The organism is Pseudothermotoga thermarum DSM 5069, from assembly GCF_000217815.1.
GTDB classification, from domain to species: domain Bacteria; phylum Thermotogota; class Thermotogae; order Thermotogales; family DSM-5069; genus Pseudothermotoga; species Pseudothermotoga thermarum.
Window position 1 is genome coordinate 1,848,083 of the sequence record NC_015707.1, and the last position, 15,168, is coordinate 1,863,250.

At 42.3% G+C, this 15,168-nt stretch carries 18 protein-coding genes; 15 read left to right on the forward strand and 3 right to left on the reverse strand.

The window, feature by feature from the left end:
* Positions 1–3: 3 nt before the first annotated feature.
* From THETH_RS09175 to THETH_RS09215, 9 genes are read left to right on the forward strand one after another with little or no spacing between them, the layout of a single operon-like run.
* On the forward strand, positions 4–576 hold the full coding sequence (locus tag THETH_RS09175) for a 2-oxoacid:acceptor oxidoreductase family protein (RefSeq protein ID WP_013933074.1): 573 nt from the start codon (positions 4–6) through the stop codon (positions 574–576).
* The gene (gene porD / locus THETH_RS09180) at positions 569–871 is read left to right on the forward strand and encodes a pyruvate synthase subunit PorD (RefSeq protein ID WP_013933075.1); all 303 of its coding nucleotides are present in this window, start codon (positions 569–571) and stop codon (positions 869–871) included. Before THETH_RS09175 ends, porD begins: the two co-directional genes overlap by 8 nt.
* Positions 872–874: 3 nt before the next feature.
* The gene (gene porA, locus THETH_RS09185; RefSeq protein WP_013933076.1) at positions 875–2,050 is read left to right on the forward strand and encodes a pyruvate synthase subunit PorA; all 1,176 of its coding nucleotides are present in this window, start codon (positions 875–877) and stop codon (positions 2,048–2,050) included.
* Between the two features lie 12 nt (positions 2,051–2,062).
* Entirely contained in the window at positions 2,063–3,037 is a 975-nt protein-coding gene (locus THETH_RS09190) for a thiamine pyrophosphate-dependent enzyme (protein WP_013933077.1), read from the forward strand.
* 21 nt (positions 3,038–3,058) lie between these two features.
* Complete coding sequence (locus THETH_RS09195) at positions 3,059–3,583, forward strand: cysteine hydrolase family protein (protein WP_013933078.1); 525 nt, start codon at positions 3,059–3,061, stop codon at positions 3,581–3,583.
* Position 3,584: 1 nt separating this feature from the next.
* Entirely contained in the window at positions 3,585–4,886 is a 1,302-nt protein-coding gene (locus tag THETH_RS09200; RefSeq protein ID WP_013933079.1) for a nicotinate phosphoribosyltransferase, read from the forward strand.
* A gap of 3 nt (positions 4,887–4,889) precedes the next feature.
* Entirely contained in the window at positions 4,890–5,765 is an 876-nt protein-coding gene (gene pdxS / locus THETH_RS09205) for a pyridoxal 5'-phosphate synthase lyase subunit PdxS (RefSeq protein WP_013933080.1), read from the forward strand.
* A gap of 3 nt (positions 5,766–5,768) precedes the next feature.
* Positions 5,769–6,365, forward strand: a complete 597-nt coding sequence (pdxT, locus tag THETH_RS09210; RefSeq protein WP_013933081.1) for a pyridoxal 5'-phosphate synthase glutaminase subunit PdxT — start codon at positions 5,769–5,771, stop codon at positions 6,363–6,365.
* Positions 6,340–7,017 carry a nucleotidyl cyclase domain-containing protein gene (locus THETH_RS09215; protein ID WP_013933082.1) on the forward strand — a complete coding sequence of 226 codons (678 nt, stop codon included), beginning with the start codon at positions 6,340–6,342 and terminating at the stop codon, positions 7,015–7,017. Before pdxT ends, THETH_RS09215 begins: the two co-directional genes overlap by 26 nt.
* 28 nt (positions 7,018–7,045) lie before the next feature.
* Here the strand turns inward: THETH_RS09215 and THETH_RS09220 are convergent, their stop codons facing one another.
* The 3 genes from THETH_RS09220 to THETH_RS09230 all read right to left on the reverse strand — a co-directional run bounded on the left by THETH_RS09220 (position 7,046) and on the right by THETH_RS09230 (position 9,665).
* Positions 7,046–7,957, reverse strand: coding sequence for a D-2-hydroxyacid dehydrogenase (locus THETH_RS09220; protein ID WP_013933083.1), 912 nt, complete (start codon positions 7,955–7,957; stop codon positions 7,046–7,048).
* A complete protein-coding gene (locus tag THETH_RS09225; RefSeq protein WP_013933084.1) occupies positions 7,954–9,099 on the reverse strand; it encodes a pyridoxal-phosphate-dependent aminotransferase family protein in 1,146 nt (381 codons plus the stop codon). The genes THETH_RS09220 and THETH_RS09225 overlap by 4 nt, the downstream gene beginning before the upstream one ends.
* A 278-nt stretch (positions 9,100–9,377) precedes the next feature.
* Positions 9,378–9,665 carry a hypothetical protein gene (locus THETH_RS09230; RefSeq protein WP_013933085.1) on the reverse strand — a complete coding sequence of 96 codons (288 nt, stop codon included), beginning with the start codon at positions 9,663–9,665 and terminating at the stop codon, positions 9,378–9,380.
* A 336-nt stretch (positions 9,666–10,001) separates the two neighbouring features.
* Between THETH_RS09230 and THETH_RS09235 the strand changes: the two genes are divergently transcribed.
* The 6 genes from THETH_RS09235 to THETH_RS09260 are packed head-to-tail and all read left to right on the forward strand — an operon-like array spanning position 10,002 to position 15,163.
* A complete protein-coding gene (locus THETH_RS09235) occupies positions 10,002–11,249 on the forward strand; it encodes an aminotransferase-like domain-containing protein (protein ID WP_013933086.1) in 1,248 nt (415 codons plus the stop codon).
* A complete protein-coding gene (gene buk / locus THETH_RS09240; RefSeq protein WP_041446455.1) occupies positions 11,249–12,313 on the forward strand; it encodes a butyrate kinase in 1,065 nt (354 codons plus the stop codon). The genes THETH_RS09235 and buk (THETH_RS09240) overlap by 1 nt, the downstream gene beginning before the upstream one ends.
* Positions 12,313–13,197, forward strand: coding sequence for a bifunctional enoyl-CoA hydratase/phosphate acetyltransferase (locus tag THETH_RS09245; RefSeq protein WP_013933088.1), 885 nt, complete (start codon positions 12,313–12,315; stop codon positions 13,195–13,197). Before buk (THETH_RS09240) ends, THETH_RS09245 begins: the two co-directional genes overlap by 1 nt.
* Positions 13,198–13,209: 12 nt before the next feature.
* The gene (buk, locus tag THETH_RS09250) at positions 13,210–14,316 is read left to right on the forward strand and encodes a butyrate kinase (RefSeq protein WP_013933089.1); all 1,107 of its coding nucleotides are present in this window, start codon (positions 13,210–13,212) and stop codon (positions 14,314–14,316) included.
* Positions 14,292–14,939, forward strand: coding sequence for a cobyric acid synthase CobQ (locus tag THETH_RS09255; RefSeq protein ID WP_013933090.1), 648 nt, complete (start codon positions 14,292–14,294; stop codon positions 14,937–14,939). Before buk (THETH_RS09250) ends, THETH_RS09255 begins: the two co-directional genes overlap by 25 nt.
* A complete protein-coding gene (locus THETH_RS09260; protein ID WP_013933091.1) occupies positions 14,936–15,163 on the forward strand; it encodes a 4Fe-4S binding protein in 228 nt (75 codons plus the stop codon). The genes THETH_RS09255 and THETH_RS09260 overlap by 4 nt, the downstream gene beginning before the upstream one ends.
* The last annotated feature ends 5 nt before the right edge of the window (positions 15,164–15,168 follow it).

Here is a 15,168-nt window from a genome sequence, read left to right on the forward strand (position 1 = left end):
AAGGTGCCAGCAAAATATTTCGAAGTCAGATGGCATTCAAGGGCTGGACAAGGCGCCAAAAGTGCTGCTCAACTTTTAGCCGAAGCAGTCCTTGATATGGGAAAGTACGCGCAAGCTTTTCCAGAGTATGGTGCAGAAAGATCTGGTGCACCCATGAGAGCTTTCAACAGAATCAGTGACGAAAAAATCACAGTACATTCTGCAGTTGAAAATCCGGATGTCGTCGTGGTAATCGATGATACCTTGCTCTCACCTGCTGTTGTTGTGGGTTTGAAAAAAGAAGGCGTTTTGATAGTCAACACCGCACATCCTATAGAATTTGTGAGAAAGAAAACAGGTTTTGAAGGGAAAATATGCATTGTGAGAGCAACTGATATTGCGTTAGAAGAACTCAAAAGGGGTATTCCAAATACGGTGATGCTCGGAACTATCGCTAGAGTTACTGGGCTTATAACCCTAGAAACAGCAGCCCAGAGGATAAGAGAGATGTTCGAAAGAAAATTACCCGAAGAAATGATTCAAGCAAACTTGAGAGCACTGAAGCGAGGTTACGAGGAGGTGACTTGCAGTGGCTGAACTTAAGGGGTGGAAGGAACTGCCAATAGCTGGTCTAGTCATAGAACCTGGCACAGCTAGAAAATATAAAACTGGTGATTGGAGAGTCAAAAGACCTGTTTATGATAGATCAAAATGTATCGATTGCATGATGTGCTGGTTCTATTGTCCAGATCAAGCGATAATCCAAGAGAATGCTGTGATGAAGGGAATAAATTATTTCTATTGCAAAGGTTGTGGAGTTTGTGCAAACGTTTGCCCAAAGAAAGCTATCGAGATGAGACCAGAGACAGAGTTTATAACCAAGGAGGAATGAGAAATGGCTAAGAAAATGATTCAAGCAATAACTGGTGCGGAAGCAGCTGCTTATGCAATGAAGCAAATAGAACCTGATGTTGTTGCAGCTTATCCGATAACTCCTCAAACACCTATCGTTGAATATTACGCAAAATTCGTTGCCGATGGTCTTGTGAAAACTGAGATGATTCCTGTTGAAAGTGAGCATAGTGCCATGAGTGCTGTTGTTGGAGCAGCTGCGGCTGGTGCAAGGGCGATGACTGCCACCAGTGCTGTTGGTTTGGCTTTGATGCACGAAATTGTTTACATAGCTGCTTCCATGCGGTTGCCAGTCGTCATGCACGTTGTCAACCGCGCTTTGAGTGCCCCGCTAAACATTCACTGCGATCACAGCGATGCTATGGCAGAAAGAGATTCTGGATGGATACAGCTTTATTGTGAAAATGCGCAAGAAGTCTACGATTTGACGATTTTAGCCGTTAGACTTGCGGAGCATGAAGACGTTAGGCTTCCCGTGATGGTCAACCAGGATGGATTTATAATCTCGCACGGTGTTGAACCTGTGGAACTTTTGCCAGACGAAGTTGTGAAAGCCTTCGTTGGTGAATTGAAACCTTTGTATCCACTTCTTGACACTGATCATCCCGTCACCTACGGTTCTCTTGATCTTTACGATTACTACTTTGAGCACAAAAGGCAGCAAATAGAAGCTATGAAAAATGTGCTTAAAGTTTTCCCACAAGTTGCGGAAGAGTTTTACAAAATATCTGGTAGAAAGTACAACTTTGTTGAGCCATACAAAATGGAAGATGCTCAGTATGTGATGGTGGCTTTGGGTTCAACGAATGGTACGATCAAGTATGTGGTCGATGAGCTCAGAGAAAAAGGACACAAAGTTGGGCTTTTGAAGATATGGATGTTCAGACCGTTCCCGAAGGCGGAAATACAAAGATGGCTTACTGGAAGAAAAGCAGTTGTTGTTCTTGATAGGTCAGTTTCTTTTGGAGCTGAAGCACCGTTGTACGAAGCGATAAAATCTGCGCTTTACGAAGCTGCTTCTAGACCTTTGCTTGGTTCATTCGTTTACGGCTTGGGTGGAAGGGATATCAACCCAGATTTGATCAGATATGCATTCGAGAAAGCCATGAAACACGAACTGGTTGCAGATCAGGAAATGTACCTTGGCCTAAGAGAATAGGAGGTGCTTTGAATGCCACTGCCAATAAAAAAGCTTGCGGAAGTTTTTACGAATAAGGAGATTGGTATAACTCAAGGACACAGAATGTGCCCTGGTTGTGCGGCTCCAATGGTAGTAAAGATGGTTCTTATGACCGCAAAAGCTTTGGGCTATGAACCTGTTGTAGGACTTGCCACTGGTTGTCTTGAGGTTTCCACGACAGTCTTCCCATACACCGCGTGGTCTGTACCTTACATTCACAACGCTTTTGAAAATGTTGCAGCAACTATAAGCGGTGTGGAAACGGCTTATCGGGCTTTGAAAAAAGCTGGTAAGATTCCTGCAGACAAAAAATACGCCTTCTTTGCTTTTGCAGGTGATGGTGGAACGTATGACATAGGCTTGCAATCCCTGTCAGGTGCTTTGGAAAGAGGACACAAGTTCATATACGTGCTTTACGACAACGAAGGTTACATGAACACAGGAAACCAAAGATCTGGTTCAACACCTCCTGGTGCAGATACGACCACCGCACCGGTTGGAAAACAAATTCCAGGTAAGCTTCAGCTTAAGAAAAACATCGTTGAAATAGTAGCAGGTCACGAAAATGTCTATGCCGCGACGGCTGTGCCTGCAGAACCAATGGATCTCATGAGCAAAGTTGAAAAGGCGTTGGCGTTTGATGGTCCTGCTTTCCTTGCGATTTTAAGCCCATGTGTGAGATTTTGGAGGATGGATGAAAGCAAATCCGTTGATATAACAAAACTTGCGGTTGAAACGAAGTATTGGCCTTTGTACGAAGTTGAAAGAGGTGTGTATAGAATCACGAGAAAACCAAGCTCTTTCAAGCCTGTTTCAGAGTTCGTAAAGATGCAGGGAAGATTTAGACTTGTCTTAGAAAGACCGGATGCAGATCAAATCATTAAGCAACTTCAAGATTACGTTGACAGAAGATGGGAGAGATTGCTTGCACTTGAGCAGGCAACCAAGGACAAGCCCATACGCTGATTTTTCAGCGGAGGTGAAAAATTGAAGGCTTTGATTTTAATTGACATTCAAAATGATTTTGTAAAACCAGGTGGAGCTTTGTATTTTGCGGGCGCGGAACGGGTTATCGCGCCCGCTTTGTCTCATCTTGAAGAGCATTTGAAAGCTGGCAGTTTAATCATAACGACCCAAGATTGGCATGAGCCTGATGACGATGAATTTAAGCTCTGGCCTCCTCATTGTGTGAGAGACACCGAGGGAGCGGAGTTGGTTGAGCAGATTAAGGAAAAGCTCGCAGGTTATTCAAAGCATATTTCAATAAAAAAGAACCGTTACAGTGCTTTTTACGGTACAGATCTTGAGCAAAAGCTGAAGGAGTTTGGGATAACAGAAGTTGACGTCTGTGGCGTCGTGACGCATATTTGTGTTTTGTTCACAGTTGAGGAATTAAGAAACAGAGGTTTGAAAGTTAAAGTTTTCAAAGACTCGGTTGCTTCGTATGATCATCAGCTACATGAGTTTGCTTTGAGAATGATGCGCGAAATCCTTGGTGCTGAGGTGGTTTAGTATGAGAAAGAAAAGACTTCATCCAAAGGTTTTTAAAGTTCCGATCGACAGGATAAGAAATGGATATTACTCTGACATATACTTTTTGAGGTACGTGGAAGTTTTAAAGAAAGACAACAGACATCCAAGAGTTTTGTACCAATTCTTCCCAAGACGCGATTGTGTGGTTGCAGGGATAGATGAAGCTTTGGCAATATTGAGATTTGCCACCGGTTATTACAAAGATGAGGAAAAGGCAAAGGAATTGTTTCAAGAAATACAAAGACTTGATATTGCCTTGCAAGAAGCCGCAATAGAGATGCAGAAGGACCTTGTGGTTGAATACACTCGGAAAAAATGGGATTTACGGATGAAGTTGAACGAACTTTGGGTTGATAAATGGGACGAAATAGAAGTTAAAGCCTTGTACGATGGCGATGAAGCCAAAGAGTGGGAACCAATAATGGTTATAGAGGGTGACCCAACTTACTTCGGATATTTGGAAACCGTTTTGCTTGGTGTTATAGCCCGAGCGACCAGCACGGCAACAGCTGTCAAAAGCGTCGTTAAAGCCGCGAATGGGAAACCTGTGCTTTATTTTAGTGCAAGATTTGATCATTACTGGGTTCAAGCCACCGATGGATATGCAGCGCTTTGTGCTGGAGCTTTTGGTGTTTCAACGGATGCCAACGCAGATTATTGGGGAGTAGAGTCAATGGGAACTATGCCACATGCTTTGATAGCTGCATATGAAGGTAGCACTGAAGCTGCAGCAATAGCATTCGATAAGCATATGCCAGAAAATGTTAAGCGTATAATATTGGTGGATTGGGAAAACGATGTCATAGGAACAACCTTTAAGGTGATCAAGAGCTTTTACGAAAAACAAATGGGAAAGCCATTCATACTCGGTGTAACAGATCCTTCCCCAATTATTGGTGAAGGAAAAGGTAAAATATGGGGTGTAAGGTTTGATACCGCCGGCAATATGCGAGATGTTTCAGTGGTACCAAGGGATGAATCTTCACTTGGTGTTTGCCCAGAGCTTGTTTGGAAGGCAAGACAAGAATTTGATAAAGTTGGTTTGAAAGATCTGAAAATAGTTGTATCTGGAGGATTCGATGCCGAGAAGATAGCTTTGTTTGAGAAACTCAAAGTTCCAGCAGATGTTTATGCAGTCGGTTCGAAACTACTTAGGTTGAAGGTTGACATAACTGCCGATGTTGTTGAAGTTAATGGCAAACCTTGCGCAAAAGCTGGAAGGCAAAAACTTGATCATTCCAGACTTGAACCTGTTAGCAAACGTTATTGGGAGGAGGTGTGAGAAATGGAAAAGGGAACATGGGTTGTCAAAAAGGGTTTGGCGGAGATGTTGAAAGGTGGAGTCATAATGGACGTAACATCAGCTGAACAGGCAAAGATAGCCGAAGAAGCAGGAGCGGTGGCGGTGATGGCGCTTGAAAAGGTTCCTGCTGACATAAGAAAGGCTGGTGGAGTAGCCAGGATGGCAAGCATTAAGAAGATAAAAGAGATCATGGAAGCTGTCTCAATACCGGTGATGGCAAAGGTCAGAATAGGACATATAGCAGAGGCAAAAATACTGGAAGCTTTGGGAATCGATTTCATTGATGAATCTGAAGTTTTAACGCCAGCCGACGACAGATATCACATAAACAAACATGAGTTCAAAGTACCTTTCGTTTGCGGAGCACGCGACTTAGGAGAAGCTCTTAGAAGGATCGCTGAAGGAGCTGCCATGATTAGAACGAAAGGTGAAGCAGGCACCGGTAACGTCGTGGAAGCAGTTAGACACATGAGAAGAATGATGGAAGAAATTCGTAGAGTCACGACGATGAACGACGAGGAATTGGTAACGTACGCCAAGGAAATAGGAGCTCCAGTGGAGTTGGTCAGGGAAGTGAAAAGGCTTGGAAGGCTTCCTGTAGTCAACTTTGCGGCTGGTGGAATCGCAACTCCGGCTGATGCGGCTTTGATGATGATGCTTGGAGCAGATGGCGTTTTTGTTGGTTCGGGTATTTTCAAATCAAAAGATCCCGCAAAAATGGCTAGGGCAATAGTTTTGGCGGTAACTTATTGGAACGATCCTGAGATGCTTTTGAAAGTTTCGGAAGATATAGGTGAACCGATGCCCGGATTGGACGTTAAAGAGCTTGAAGTTAGGATGCAGGAGAGAGGGTGGTAAAAGTTGATCGTAGGAGTTTTGGGAATGCAAGGAGCTTTCAGAGAACACATTGTTGCCGTTCAAAAACTTGGAGTGGAGGCTATAGTTGTAAAGACCATAGAGGATCTCAACCGCGTTCACGGTTTGATCATACCAGGTGGTGAATCCACAACCATTGGAAAGCTTGCGAGATTAACCGGCTTGGCAGATAGAATAATAGAACGTGCCAACGAAGGTATGCCGATATTTGGAACCTGTGCGGGTATGATACTTCTTGCTAAAAATCTTCTTAACTATCCGGATCAGTATACCTTTAAGTTGATGGACATCACGGTAGAACGCAACGCCTATGGAAGGCAGGTTGAAAGTTTTGAAGTTGATCTGTACGTACCAATTTTCAACAAAAAAATCCGCGCCATTTTCATACGTGCTCCAAAAGTGGTAAAAGTTGGAGAAAACGTCAAAGTTTTGGCAGAACATGAACAAACACCTGTTTTGGTTCAAGAGAATAACCTTCTGGCTAGCTCTTTTCATCCTGAGTTAAGTGATGATTTGACGGTTCACAAATACTTTTTGGAAATGGTGGAAAAATACTATGGTAGTCTACGTAAAGCTGTCTGAGAGTGAAACAAAAAGGAAAATACTTCAAGCCATTTCTTTGTGCAACGCGGTTGCCACCGTTGATGAAAACATAGCCGATATTTGCATATCGGATTCGTTGCATCTTTTACTTGAAACGGTTATTGTTTCTGAACAACCACCGAAATCTTTTGAAAACGTTGTGGATGTGATTTTGCCAGACCAACCAATCGAGTATTACATCATGAAAATGAGAATGATTCAATGTTATGTCTACTCGGGATGCAGTGTGTCTGGCATGCTGGAAGAGGAAATTTACAAAGCAAGAAGACACAACATACCTTTGTCCGCGGTCTTTGTGCAAATACTTTCCGATTCAACTTTGGCAACGCAAACAGTCTACGTTTATGCAAAAAAGCTGTCTAGAATCTCAGACAAAGTGGTTGTACTTCAACCAAGTACAATCTTGGTTTTGTTGCCCTACACATCGGTGGATGGTGCAAAAGTTTTTGCAACAAGGCTTTTAAGGCAAATTGAAAGAGCAAAAATTAGAGGTTTAACTACATTTCCAGATGTGGTTCTTTCTGTGTGCCAGATTGACGATCAAATGAGCAGCTATGAAGATTTGATCCTCAAGTTTGAAGATGCGGTGAAAAAAGCATTTCAAAGTGGAAGGAAGATAATCCTAGCTTGATGAAAAGGGGGCTTTGCGCCCCCTTTTGTCACAGGCTCAATTCCTTGAGTATCCTTTCTACGAGTTCTTTTCCTACTCTTTGCTGAGCTTCTATAGTTGATGCACCGATATGTGGAGTTGCAACAATGTTTGGAAGCGATAGAAGTTTTTTTCTCAGTTCATCCTGTGGTGGTTCTACTTCGAACACATCCAAAGCCGCTGCGTAAACTTTTCTTGAAACTAAGGCTTGATAGAGCGCTTCCTCGTCTATAACGCCACCTCGTGAAGTATTCACAATGATTACACCGTCTTTCATTTTCTCTATTACTTCTTTGTTTATCAAGTGTTTTGTTTCCTCTGTCAGCGGAACATGGAGTGTTATAAAATCAGCAGTTCTTAAAAGTTCATCCAATGTGACCATTTTTGCTATTTCATGTTTTGTTACATATGGATCGTACGCAACGATGTTCATACCAAATGCAGCCGCTCTTTTTGCCACCTCGGTACCTATCGTTCCAAGCCCGATTATTCCAAGTGTTTTACCAAAAAGTTCCACTCCCTCAAGTTCCTTTTTTGTCCAAAGTCCTGATTTTAGATCAATCGTACCCCTTGCTATGTGACGAGCAGCGCTTATCATTAGTCCTATCGTTAATTCTGCAACCGAAATTGCACTTGCACCAGGGGTGTTTAAAACCTTTATTCCTCTTTCTTTGGCCGCGTTCACATCGATGTTGTCCAATCCAACTCCAGCCCTGCCTATTATTTTAAGTTTTGATCCTTTTTCTATAATGTCTCTGGTGACTTTTGTTGCGCTTCTGACTATTAAAACCTCAACCTCAGGGATGATTTCAAGGAGTTTGCTCTTGTCCAAATGTTCGCTGGTGACGTTTAGCTGTGGTTTTGACGTGAGTAAACTCAAAGCTTCTTGATCAAGTGGATCGTTTATGTGAACTCTTATCATCCAGCCACCCCCTCGCGGTTGAAAACCTCCATGGCTGCAGCCACGCCTTTTCCGAAGGTTACCGGATACCCAAGTTCGTGCAACGTGAATTCCAACGCGCTGATAGCAGTTATTGTATCAAAGATGGAAACGTATCCAAGATGGGCTATTCTGAATATCTTGTTTGCAAGATGTTCTTGCCCACCTGCTATCGTCACGCCGTATTTGTCCCTCATAATTTTGGTAACTTTTTTCGGATCAATGCCTTGTGGCGCAGTTACAGCTGTGACCACGTTTCCTGGTCTTTTTGAGAACAACTCTAACCCTAATGCCTTAACAGCACTTCTTGTCGCCTCTCCAAGGATTCTATGTCTGTTCCAAATGTTTTCGATTCCCTCTTCCTTTATCATCTTTATGCTTTGATTGAGCATGTAGATCATGTTGACGGCCGGTGTCCATGGGTTGTCGGGATAGTTTTCATCGTAATACCTCAGATCGAAGTAGTATTTTGGACACTTATTTTTCAAAACAACTTCCCAAGCTTTTTTGTTCAAAACTATGAAAGCAAGTCCTGGCGGCATCATGACGCCTTTTTGAGAACCACTTACCACAACGTCAACGCCCCATTCGTCCATTTTCAAAGGTTCGGCAACCAAGCTGCTCACCGCGTCGGTTACCAATATCTTGTCCGTATCCTTTGTTAGCTTTGCTATAGCTTCAAGGTCAATCACTGTTCCAGTTGATGTTTCGCTGTGGGTTGTGAAGATCACCTTTGCATCCGGATGCTCTTTCAAAGCTTTTTCAATTTGTTCGGGTGTAACTGCTTCTCCCCATTCCAAAGCTATTTCCACCACGTTTATTCCGTATGCTTGACAGATTTCTTTCCATCTTTCCCCAAATTTACCCGATACAACAACTATTGCCTTTTCTCCTGGATTCACCAAATTTGTAACGGCCGCTTCCATAGCTCCTGTCCCGGAAGACACAAAAACATACACTCTGTTCGAAGTTTGGAAAAGGTATTTTGCTTCTTCCAGCGTTTGTTCTATGATTTTGAGAAATTGAGGTGTTCTGTGGTGTATAGTCTCTTTGGCACCTGCAAGCAAAACCTCTGGTGGGACAGGAGTAGGTCCTGGAGCCATTATAAAGTTTTTTCTTAGCATAACAAAACCCTCCCTTGATCTTTGTATGAAAAGAATTACCATTCTTGAATTAAGTCTACCATCTTTGGTAAAAAATTCACAAGTGATTTTATTGCCATATTGTTACCGGAAAGTCTGAAAAAACGCTTGATATAATTTTATATAATCTTACGGACCTGTCAACTTAAGAAGGAAAACTGCACTAATAGAAGAAATGGAAATAGCCACTTAACTATGTCCTCAGCCTGTACCTTGTTATCCCTATCACACTCTCAACAAGACTTCTTTCCCCAAACCTCTCATGCTCGTGTTCCCAATATCCCATATTCTTTTTTCTCGCTTCCCAGTACCATGGCCCTTGCTTTGCCTTTCTCTCGTGTCTTACTGACCAACGCATAGATCACTTTCTTCCTCTTAACCTCATTTATGTTCACCTTCATCTCGCCTATAGCTACTACTGCATTGCCTTCTATCTTCTCAGCAAGTATCTCTTCTTTCATTCTTGCCCACCATTTCCTCAAGGCTTCATGACTGACTCCAATTATGGCTGCTGCCTTCCTTAATGCAAGTTCATACTTTCGCCTCATGTGGAACTCTTTGTCTTTGAAAAAGGTTTGGTATAATTTGGTATAGGTACTGGGTGATATTTGTTGTTGTAACTTTCATCTTTACGGGAACCTCCTTTCGGTGAGAAGAGTTGGTTCCCGTTTATTTTATCTTATTCCCCAGCTTAAGTTGACACCTCCCCATATCATATTCTACAATTTCATCAAATAGTTTTGTTGCTGAAAAAAATTGCATGCAAAAAATTGCACAGTGCAATTTCTTGCAGAGAGCAGTGAGGATATTCTTTAAACCATTTTCAGAAGTTACAAATTGTTTGGCACGAAATTGATAAATATAAAAACGGAGGGTGAGCTGCGGTGAAGCTGAGTGAGGAAAAAGTATACAGATTCTCAGAGTTGGCCAATAAGGTTAAAGCATCCATGATAAGAGAACTTTTAAAGTACGCTAACCTTCCAGGTGCAATATCTTTCGGAGGTGGAACTCCTGATCCTGAGACTTTTCCGCGGGAAGAACTTGCACAGTTAGCTGCAGAAGTTATTCAAAAGGAGTACAAGTATACCCTTCAGTACGCCACAACGGAAGGAGATCCAGAGCTTGTAAAGCAGATAATTCATCTGATTAAGCGTGTTTATGATGTCGACGGGGTTGAACCTGAGAATGTTCTTATAACTGCTGGTTCTCAACAAGCACTTGAACTTATAGGGAAAGTGTTGCTTGACAAAGACGATTATGTGATTGTTGGCGACCCAGAATACCTTGGAGCATTAGGTGCTTTTCGAATGAGAGATCCAAGATTTTTGGTTGTGCGTTTTGAAGACGATGGTCCAGATATAAATCAAGTTGAAAGCTACCTTAAAAAACTGGATGCCTCTGGACAAATTCATCGCTTGAAATTTTTGTACCTTGTCTCAAACTTTCAAAATCCATCTGGTATCACCACTTCGCTTGAAAAGCGAAAAGCTTTGGTGGAATTGGCAGAAAAATACGATTTTCTAATCGTTGAAGACGATCCATATGGTGCGTTGAGATTTGAAGGAGAAATGTTACCACCGTTGTTGAAATTTGGTGGTACACAAAGGGTCATTCTATTGAACACGTTCAGCAAAATTCTTTGTCCAGGACTCAGAATAGGAGTTGTGGTTGCAGACAAAACGATAATTAGAAAGCTTGTTCTTGTAAAGCAAAGCACCGATCTCTGTGGTCCTGCGTTGAACATGAGGCTGACTGCAAGGTATCTTGAAAGGTACGATATTTTGCAACAGATAAAACCTGCAATAGAACTTTACAGAAGGAAAAGAGATGTTATGTTGGATGCTTTAAAAGAATATTTTGGAGATGTACCTGGGGCAAAGTGGACAAAGCCAGAAGGCGGTTTGTTTGTTTGGGTGACTTTGCCTGAAGGCTACGACACCATGGAGATGTTCAAATTTGCCGAAGAAAGAAAGGTTTTCTATATCCCCGGGCAAGCGTTTAGACCGTTCGACGAACCATCATCTTCAATGAGAATGTCTTTCTGCTTACCACCGTTCGAAAAAATTGTTGAGGGAGTAAGAAAGTTAAAAGAAGCATTTTTGGCTTACAAAGCTTACAAGGGGTTGAGATGATGTACAGGATATTTGTTATAAATCCAGGTTCAACCTCGACCAAAGTAGCGGTCTATGAAGATGAAGAATGTGTTTATGCAGAAAAAGTTGAACATTCTGTCCAAGATTTGGAAAAATTTCCCGACATCATGGATCAATATTTGTTTAGGAAAGACAACATTTTATCCGCTTTGAAAAAGGTAGGATTCCACGAGGAAGACTTCGACGCAATAGCTGCGCGTGGTGGGATACTCCCACCACTTGAGAGCGGAACGTACCTTGTGGATGAAAGAATGGTAGATTATCTTTTGCATAAATCACCAGTTAAACACGTATCCAACTTAGCTGCGGTTATCGCCTTTGAGATTGCAAAAGGTAGAATACCTGTTTACATAACCGATCCTGTTTCTGTTGACGAGATGATACCTGAAGCAAGGTTATCTGGGATACCGGAAATCGAGCGTAAAAGTCTTTCGCATGCTTTAAACATCAGAGCTGTTTGTAGAAAAGTAGCTAAAATGCTTGAAAAGGATTTCAATCAGTTGAACTTCGTCGTGGCGCATCTTGGCGGGGGCATATCAGTCGCTGCGATTAGAAATGGAAGGATGATAGATGTAAACAACGCAAACGACGAGGGACCGTTTAGTCCAGAAAGAACCGGGGAACTACCGGTGGGAGATGTCGTTCGAATGTGCTTCAGTGGCAAGTACACCAAGGATGAGTTGAAGAAAAGATATGTTGGCAAGGGTGGACTTGTTGCATACCTTGGAACGAACGATTTGAGAGAAGCCTTAAAGAGGGCTGAAAAAGATGACTACGCCAAGTTGATAGTGGAAGCCATGGCTTACCAAATAGCAAAAGAAATAGGAGGAATGTGCGCTGTCTTGTGTGGGAAAGTGGATGGAATAATTTTGACCGGTGGAATGGCTCACAGCGAAAAGTTCACGGAGATGATAAAAGCATACGTCTATAAATTTGCACCAATATTCATCGTTCCAGGTGAATTTGAGCTGGAAGCTCTTGCGCTAGGTGCTTTAAGAGTTTTAAGGGGAGAGGAAACTGCAAAAAGATGGGGTGGTAGTTGATGAGTCGCCTTGGCTGGCTTGTCGATAAGGCAAGAGGATCGAAAAAAAGATTGGTTGTGGCAGCCGCAAACGACGATGTGGTATTAAGTGCTGTAAAAAATGCTTTGGAATACGAATTGGTTCATCCAATTTTGGTGGGACCAGTAAATAAGATCGAACAACTAGCTGAAGAAGTGAAATTGAACCTTTCAAGTTGCGAAATTGTTAATGTTGACGGTGATAAAGTTGTTCAAGTGGCAGTTGACATCGCTTCAAAACAAGGCGATTTGCTCATGAAGGGAAATGTTAAGACAGGCGATCTGATGAAAGTTGTCCTTCAAGAGGAATATGGATTTAGAACAGGTTCAACGATCACCATGGTCAGCGTTTTTGATATACCAACTTACCACAAACTGCTTGCCATCAGTGACGCTGGTATGATAATTGCCCCAACTTTGGAGCAAAAAATAGATATGATAAACGTTTCAGTTCAGGTGATGAAAAAACTTGGTGTTGAAATTCCCAAGGTTGCCGTTTTGGGTGCCATAGAAGTTCCAAACCCGAAGATGCCGGCGACGATAGAAGCAGCAATACTTAGCAAAATGAACGATCGTGGGCAAATAAAAGGTTGTGTAGTTGATGGACCTTTCGCCTTGGACAACGCAATCTCACTTCAAGCGGCAAAGCATAAGGGAATAAACAGCCCTGTGGCTGGAGATGCCGACATATTGATAATGCCCGATATAGAGGCTGGGAACATTTTCTACAAGGCCATGGTTTTCCTTGCAAATGCGAAGGTTGCTTCGGTAATTCTTGGGGCAAGAATACCAATCGTGTTGACATCGAGGGCAGATTCGGATGAAACCAAGCTTTATTCCATCGCGCTTGCATGTCTTCTTTCCTGAGGGGTGAAACACATGTACAAGCTTTTGGTGATAAATCCCGGATCAACTTCAACAAAGCTTGCAATCTTTGAAGATGAGAATCTGGTTCTTTCCGAAACCATAAGACATTCCGTGGAAGAACTTTCGCAGTATCAACGTATATTCGATCAGTATGATTTTCGCAAACGCGTAATTTTGGATTTTTTGACTAAAAGCGGTTACTCAATAAAGGACTTTTCGGCGATCGTAGGAAGAGGCGGACTTTTGAGACCAATACCTAGTGGTACTTACGAGGTTGACGAAAAGATGCTGGAGGAGCTAAGAGAAGCAAGATATGGCGAGCATGCATCAAATTTGGGAGCAGTGATTGCACATGAGCTCGCACAACTTGCCGGTGTCAAAGCTTACATAGTTGACCCAGTTGTCGTCGATGAAATGCAGCCTGTTGCCAGAATTTCTGGACATCCAGATTTTCGCAGAAAATCGATATTTCATGCTTTAAATCAAAAAGCTGTGGCAAGAAAGGCTGCCGAAAGCTTAGGGAAAACTTACGAGGAAGTAAATCTTATTGTCGCGCACATGGGTGGCGGCATTTCGATAGGTGCACATGTCAAAGGAAAGGTTGTGGACGTCAACAACGCTTTGGATGGCGACGGACCATTCACACCAGAAAGAAGTGGAACTTTGCCTTTGACACAGCTTATCGATTTATGCTTTTCTGGAAAGTATTCAAAAGAGTGGATTTTGAAGCGAATAAAGGGAAATGGTGGCTTGGTCGCTTACCTTGGCACAAACAGTGGGCTAGAGGTTCAAGAAAGGATATCAAAAGGTGATAAAGAGGCAGAGCTTGTTTACAGAGCAATGGCTTATCAAATAGCAAAATGGATAGGCAAGATGGCTGCCGCTATGAAAGGAGAAGTAGATGCAATTGTTCTCACAGGTGGTTTAGCCTACGATGAAAGATATCTTGTTCCGTGGTTGAAAGAATACGTTTCTTTCATTGCTCCTGTGATGGTTTTCCCTGGAGGAGATGAAGAAAAAGCTTTAGCTCTTGGTGCTCTCAGGGTTCTAAGGGGACAGGAGAAAGCGAAAAGTTATTTAGAGGAAGCCGAAAGATGGGAAAAAACTACATCTTTATAGGACTTTATGGTTCTGGTAAAACCGAAGTCGCGATAAATTTTGCTTTGAAGCTCAAAGAGCTTTATGAAAATGTTGCAATCGTTGATTTAGATGTCGTTTCTCCATACTTTCGAGTTAGAGATGTCAAAGAGCGATTACAGCAGCGTGGTTTAACGGTGATAACTCCACCTGAGGCTGTTATGAGAGCCGATGTACCTTTGATTGCAACGGCTGTAAGTGGGTATTTGGAAAATCCAAAGTACAAAGTTGTTCTGGATGTCGGTGGAGAAAAAGGAACGATCGTGCTTGGAAGCTTGCGGAACAAACTTGTTGGAGCCACTACTTATTTGGTTGTTAACACTAGGAGGCCTTTCAGTCAAACAGTAGAAGAAGTAGTTAAAACTGCACAGGATTTAGAAGCTTTATCTGGTGTGAAAATAGATTATTTGATAAACAACACAAATTTAGGAGAAAAAACCACTCCACAGATCATTGAAGAAGGAGAAAATGTACTTCAAGAGGCTTCAAAGCTTTTGGATAAACCTGTGGCATATACCGTTGTTGCCGACTGTTTACAGTTCAATGGAAAGTTTGCCGTGTTCCGAATCGAAAGATTCTTAAAAGATAAGGAGGTTAAAGCGTGAAAAGAGCATACATTCAAATTGATTCGGAAAGATGCAAAGGTTGTGGTTTGTGTATAAACGCTTGTCCGCAAAAGATTATTCGCTTTTCACCGCAATTTAATACGAAAGGTTATCACTATGCTCAACAAAATGATCCCGATGGAAAGTGCACGGGCTGCGGCTTTTGCTACATGATGTGTCCTGATACTTGTATAACCGTTTACAAACTTGTTCAAGTGGGGTGAATGGC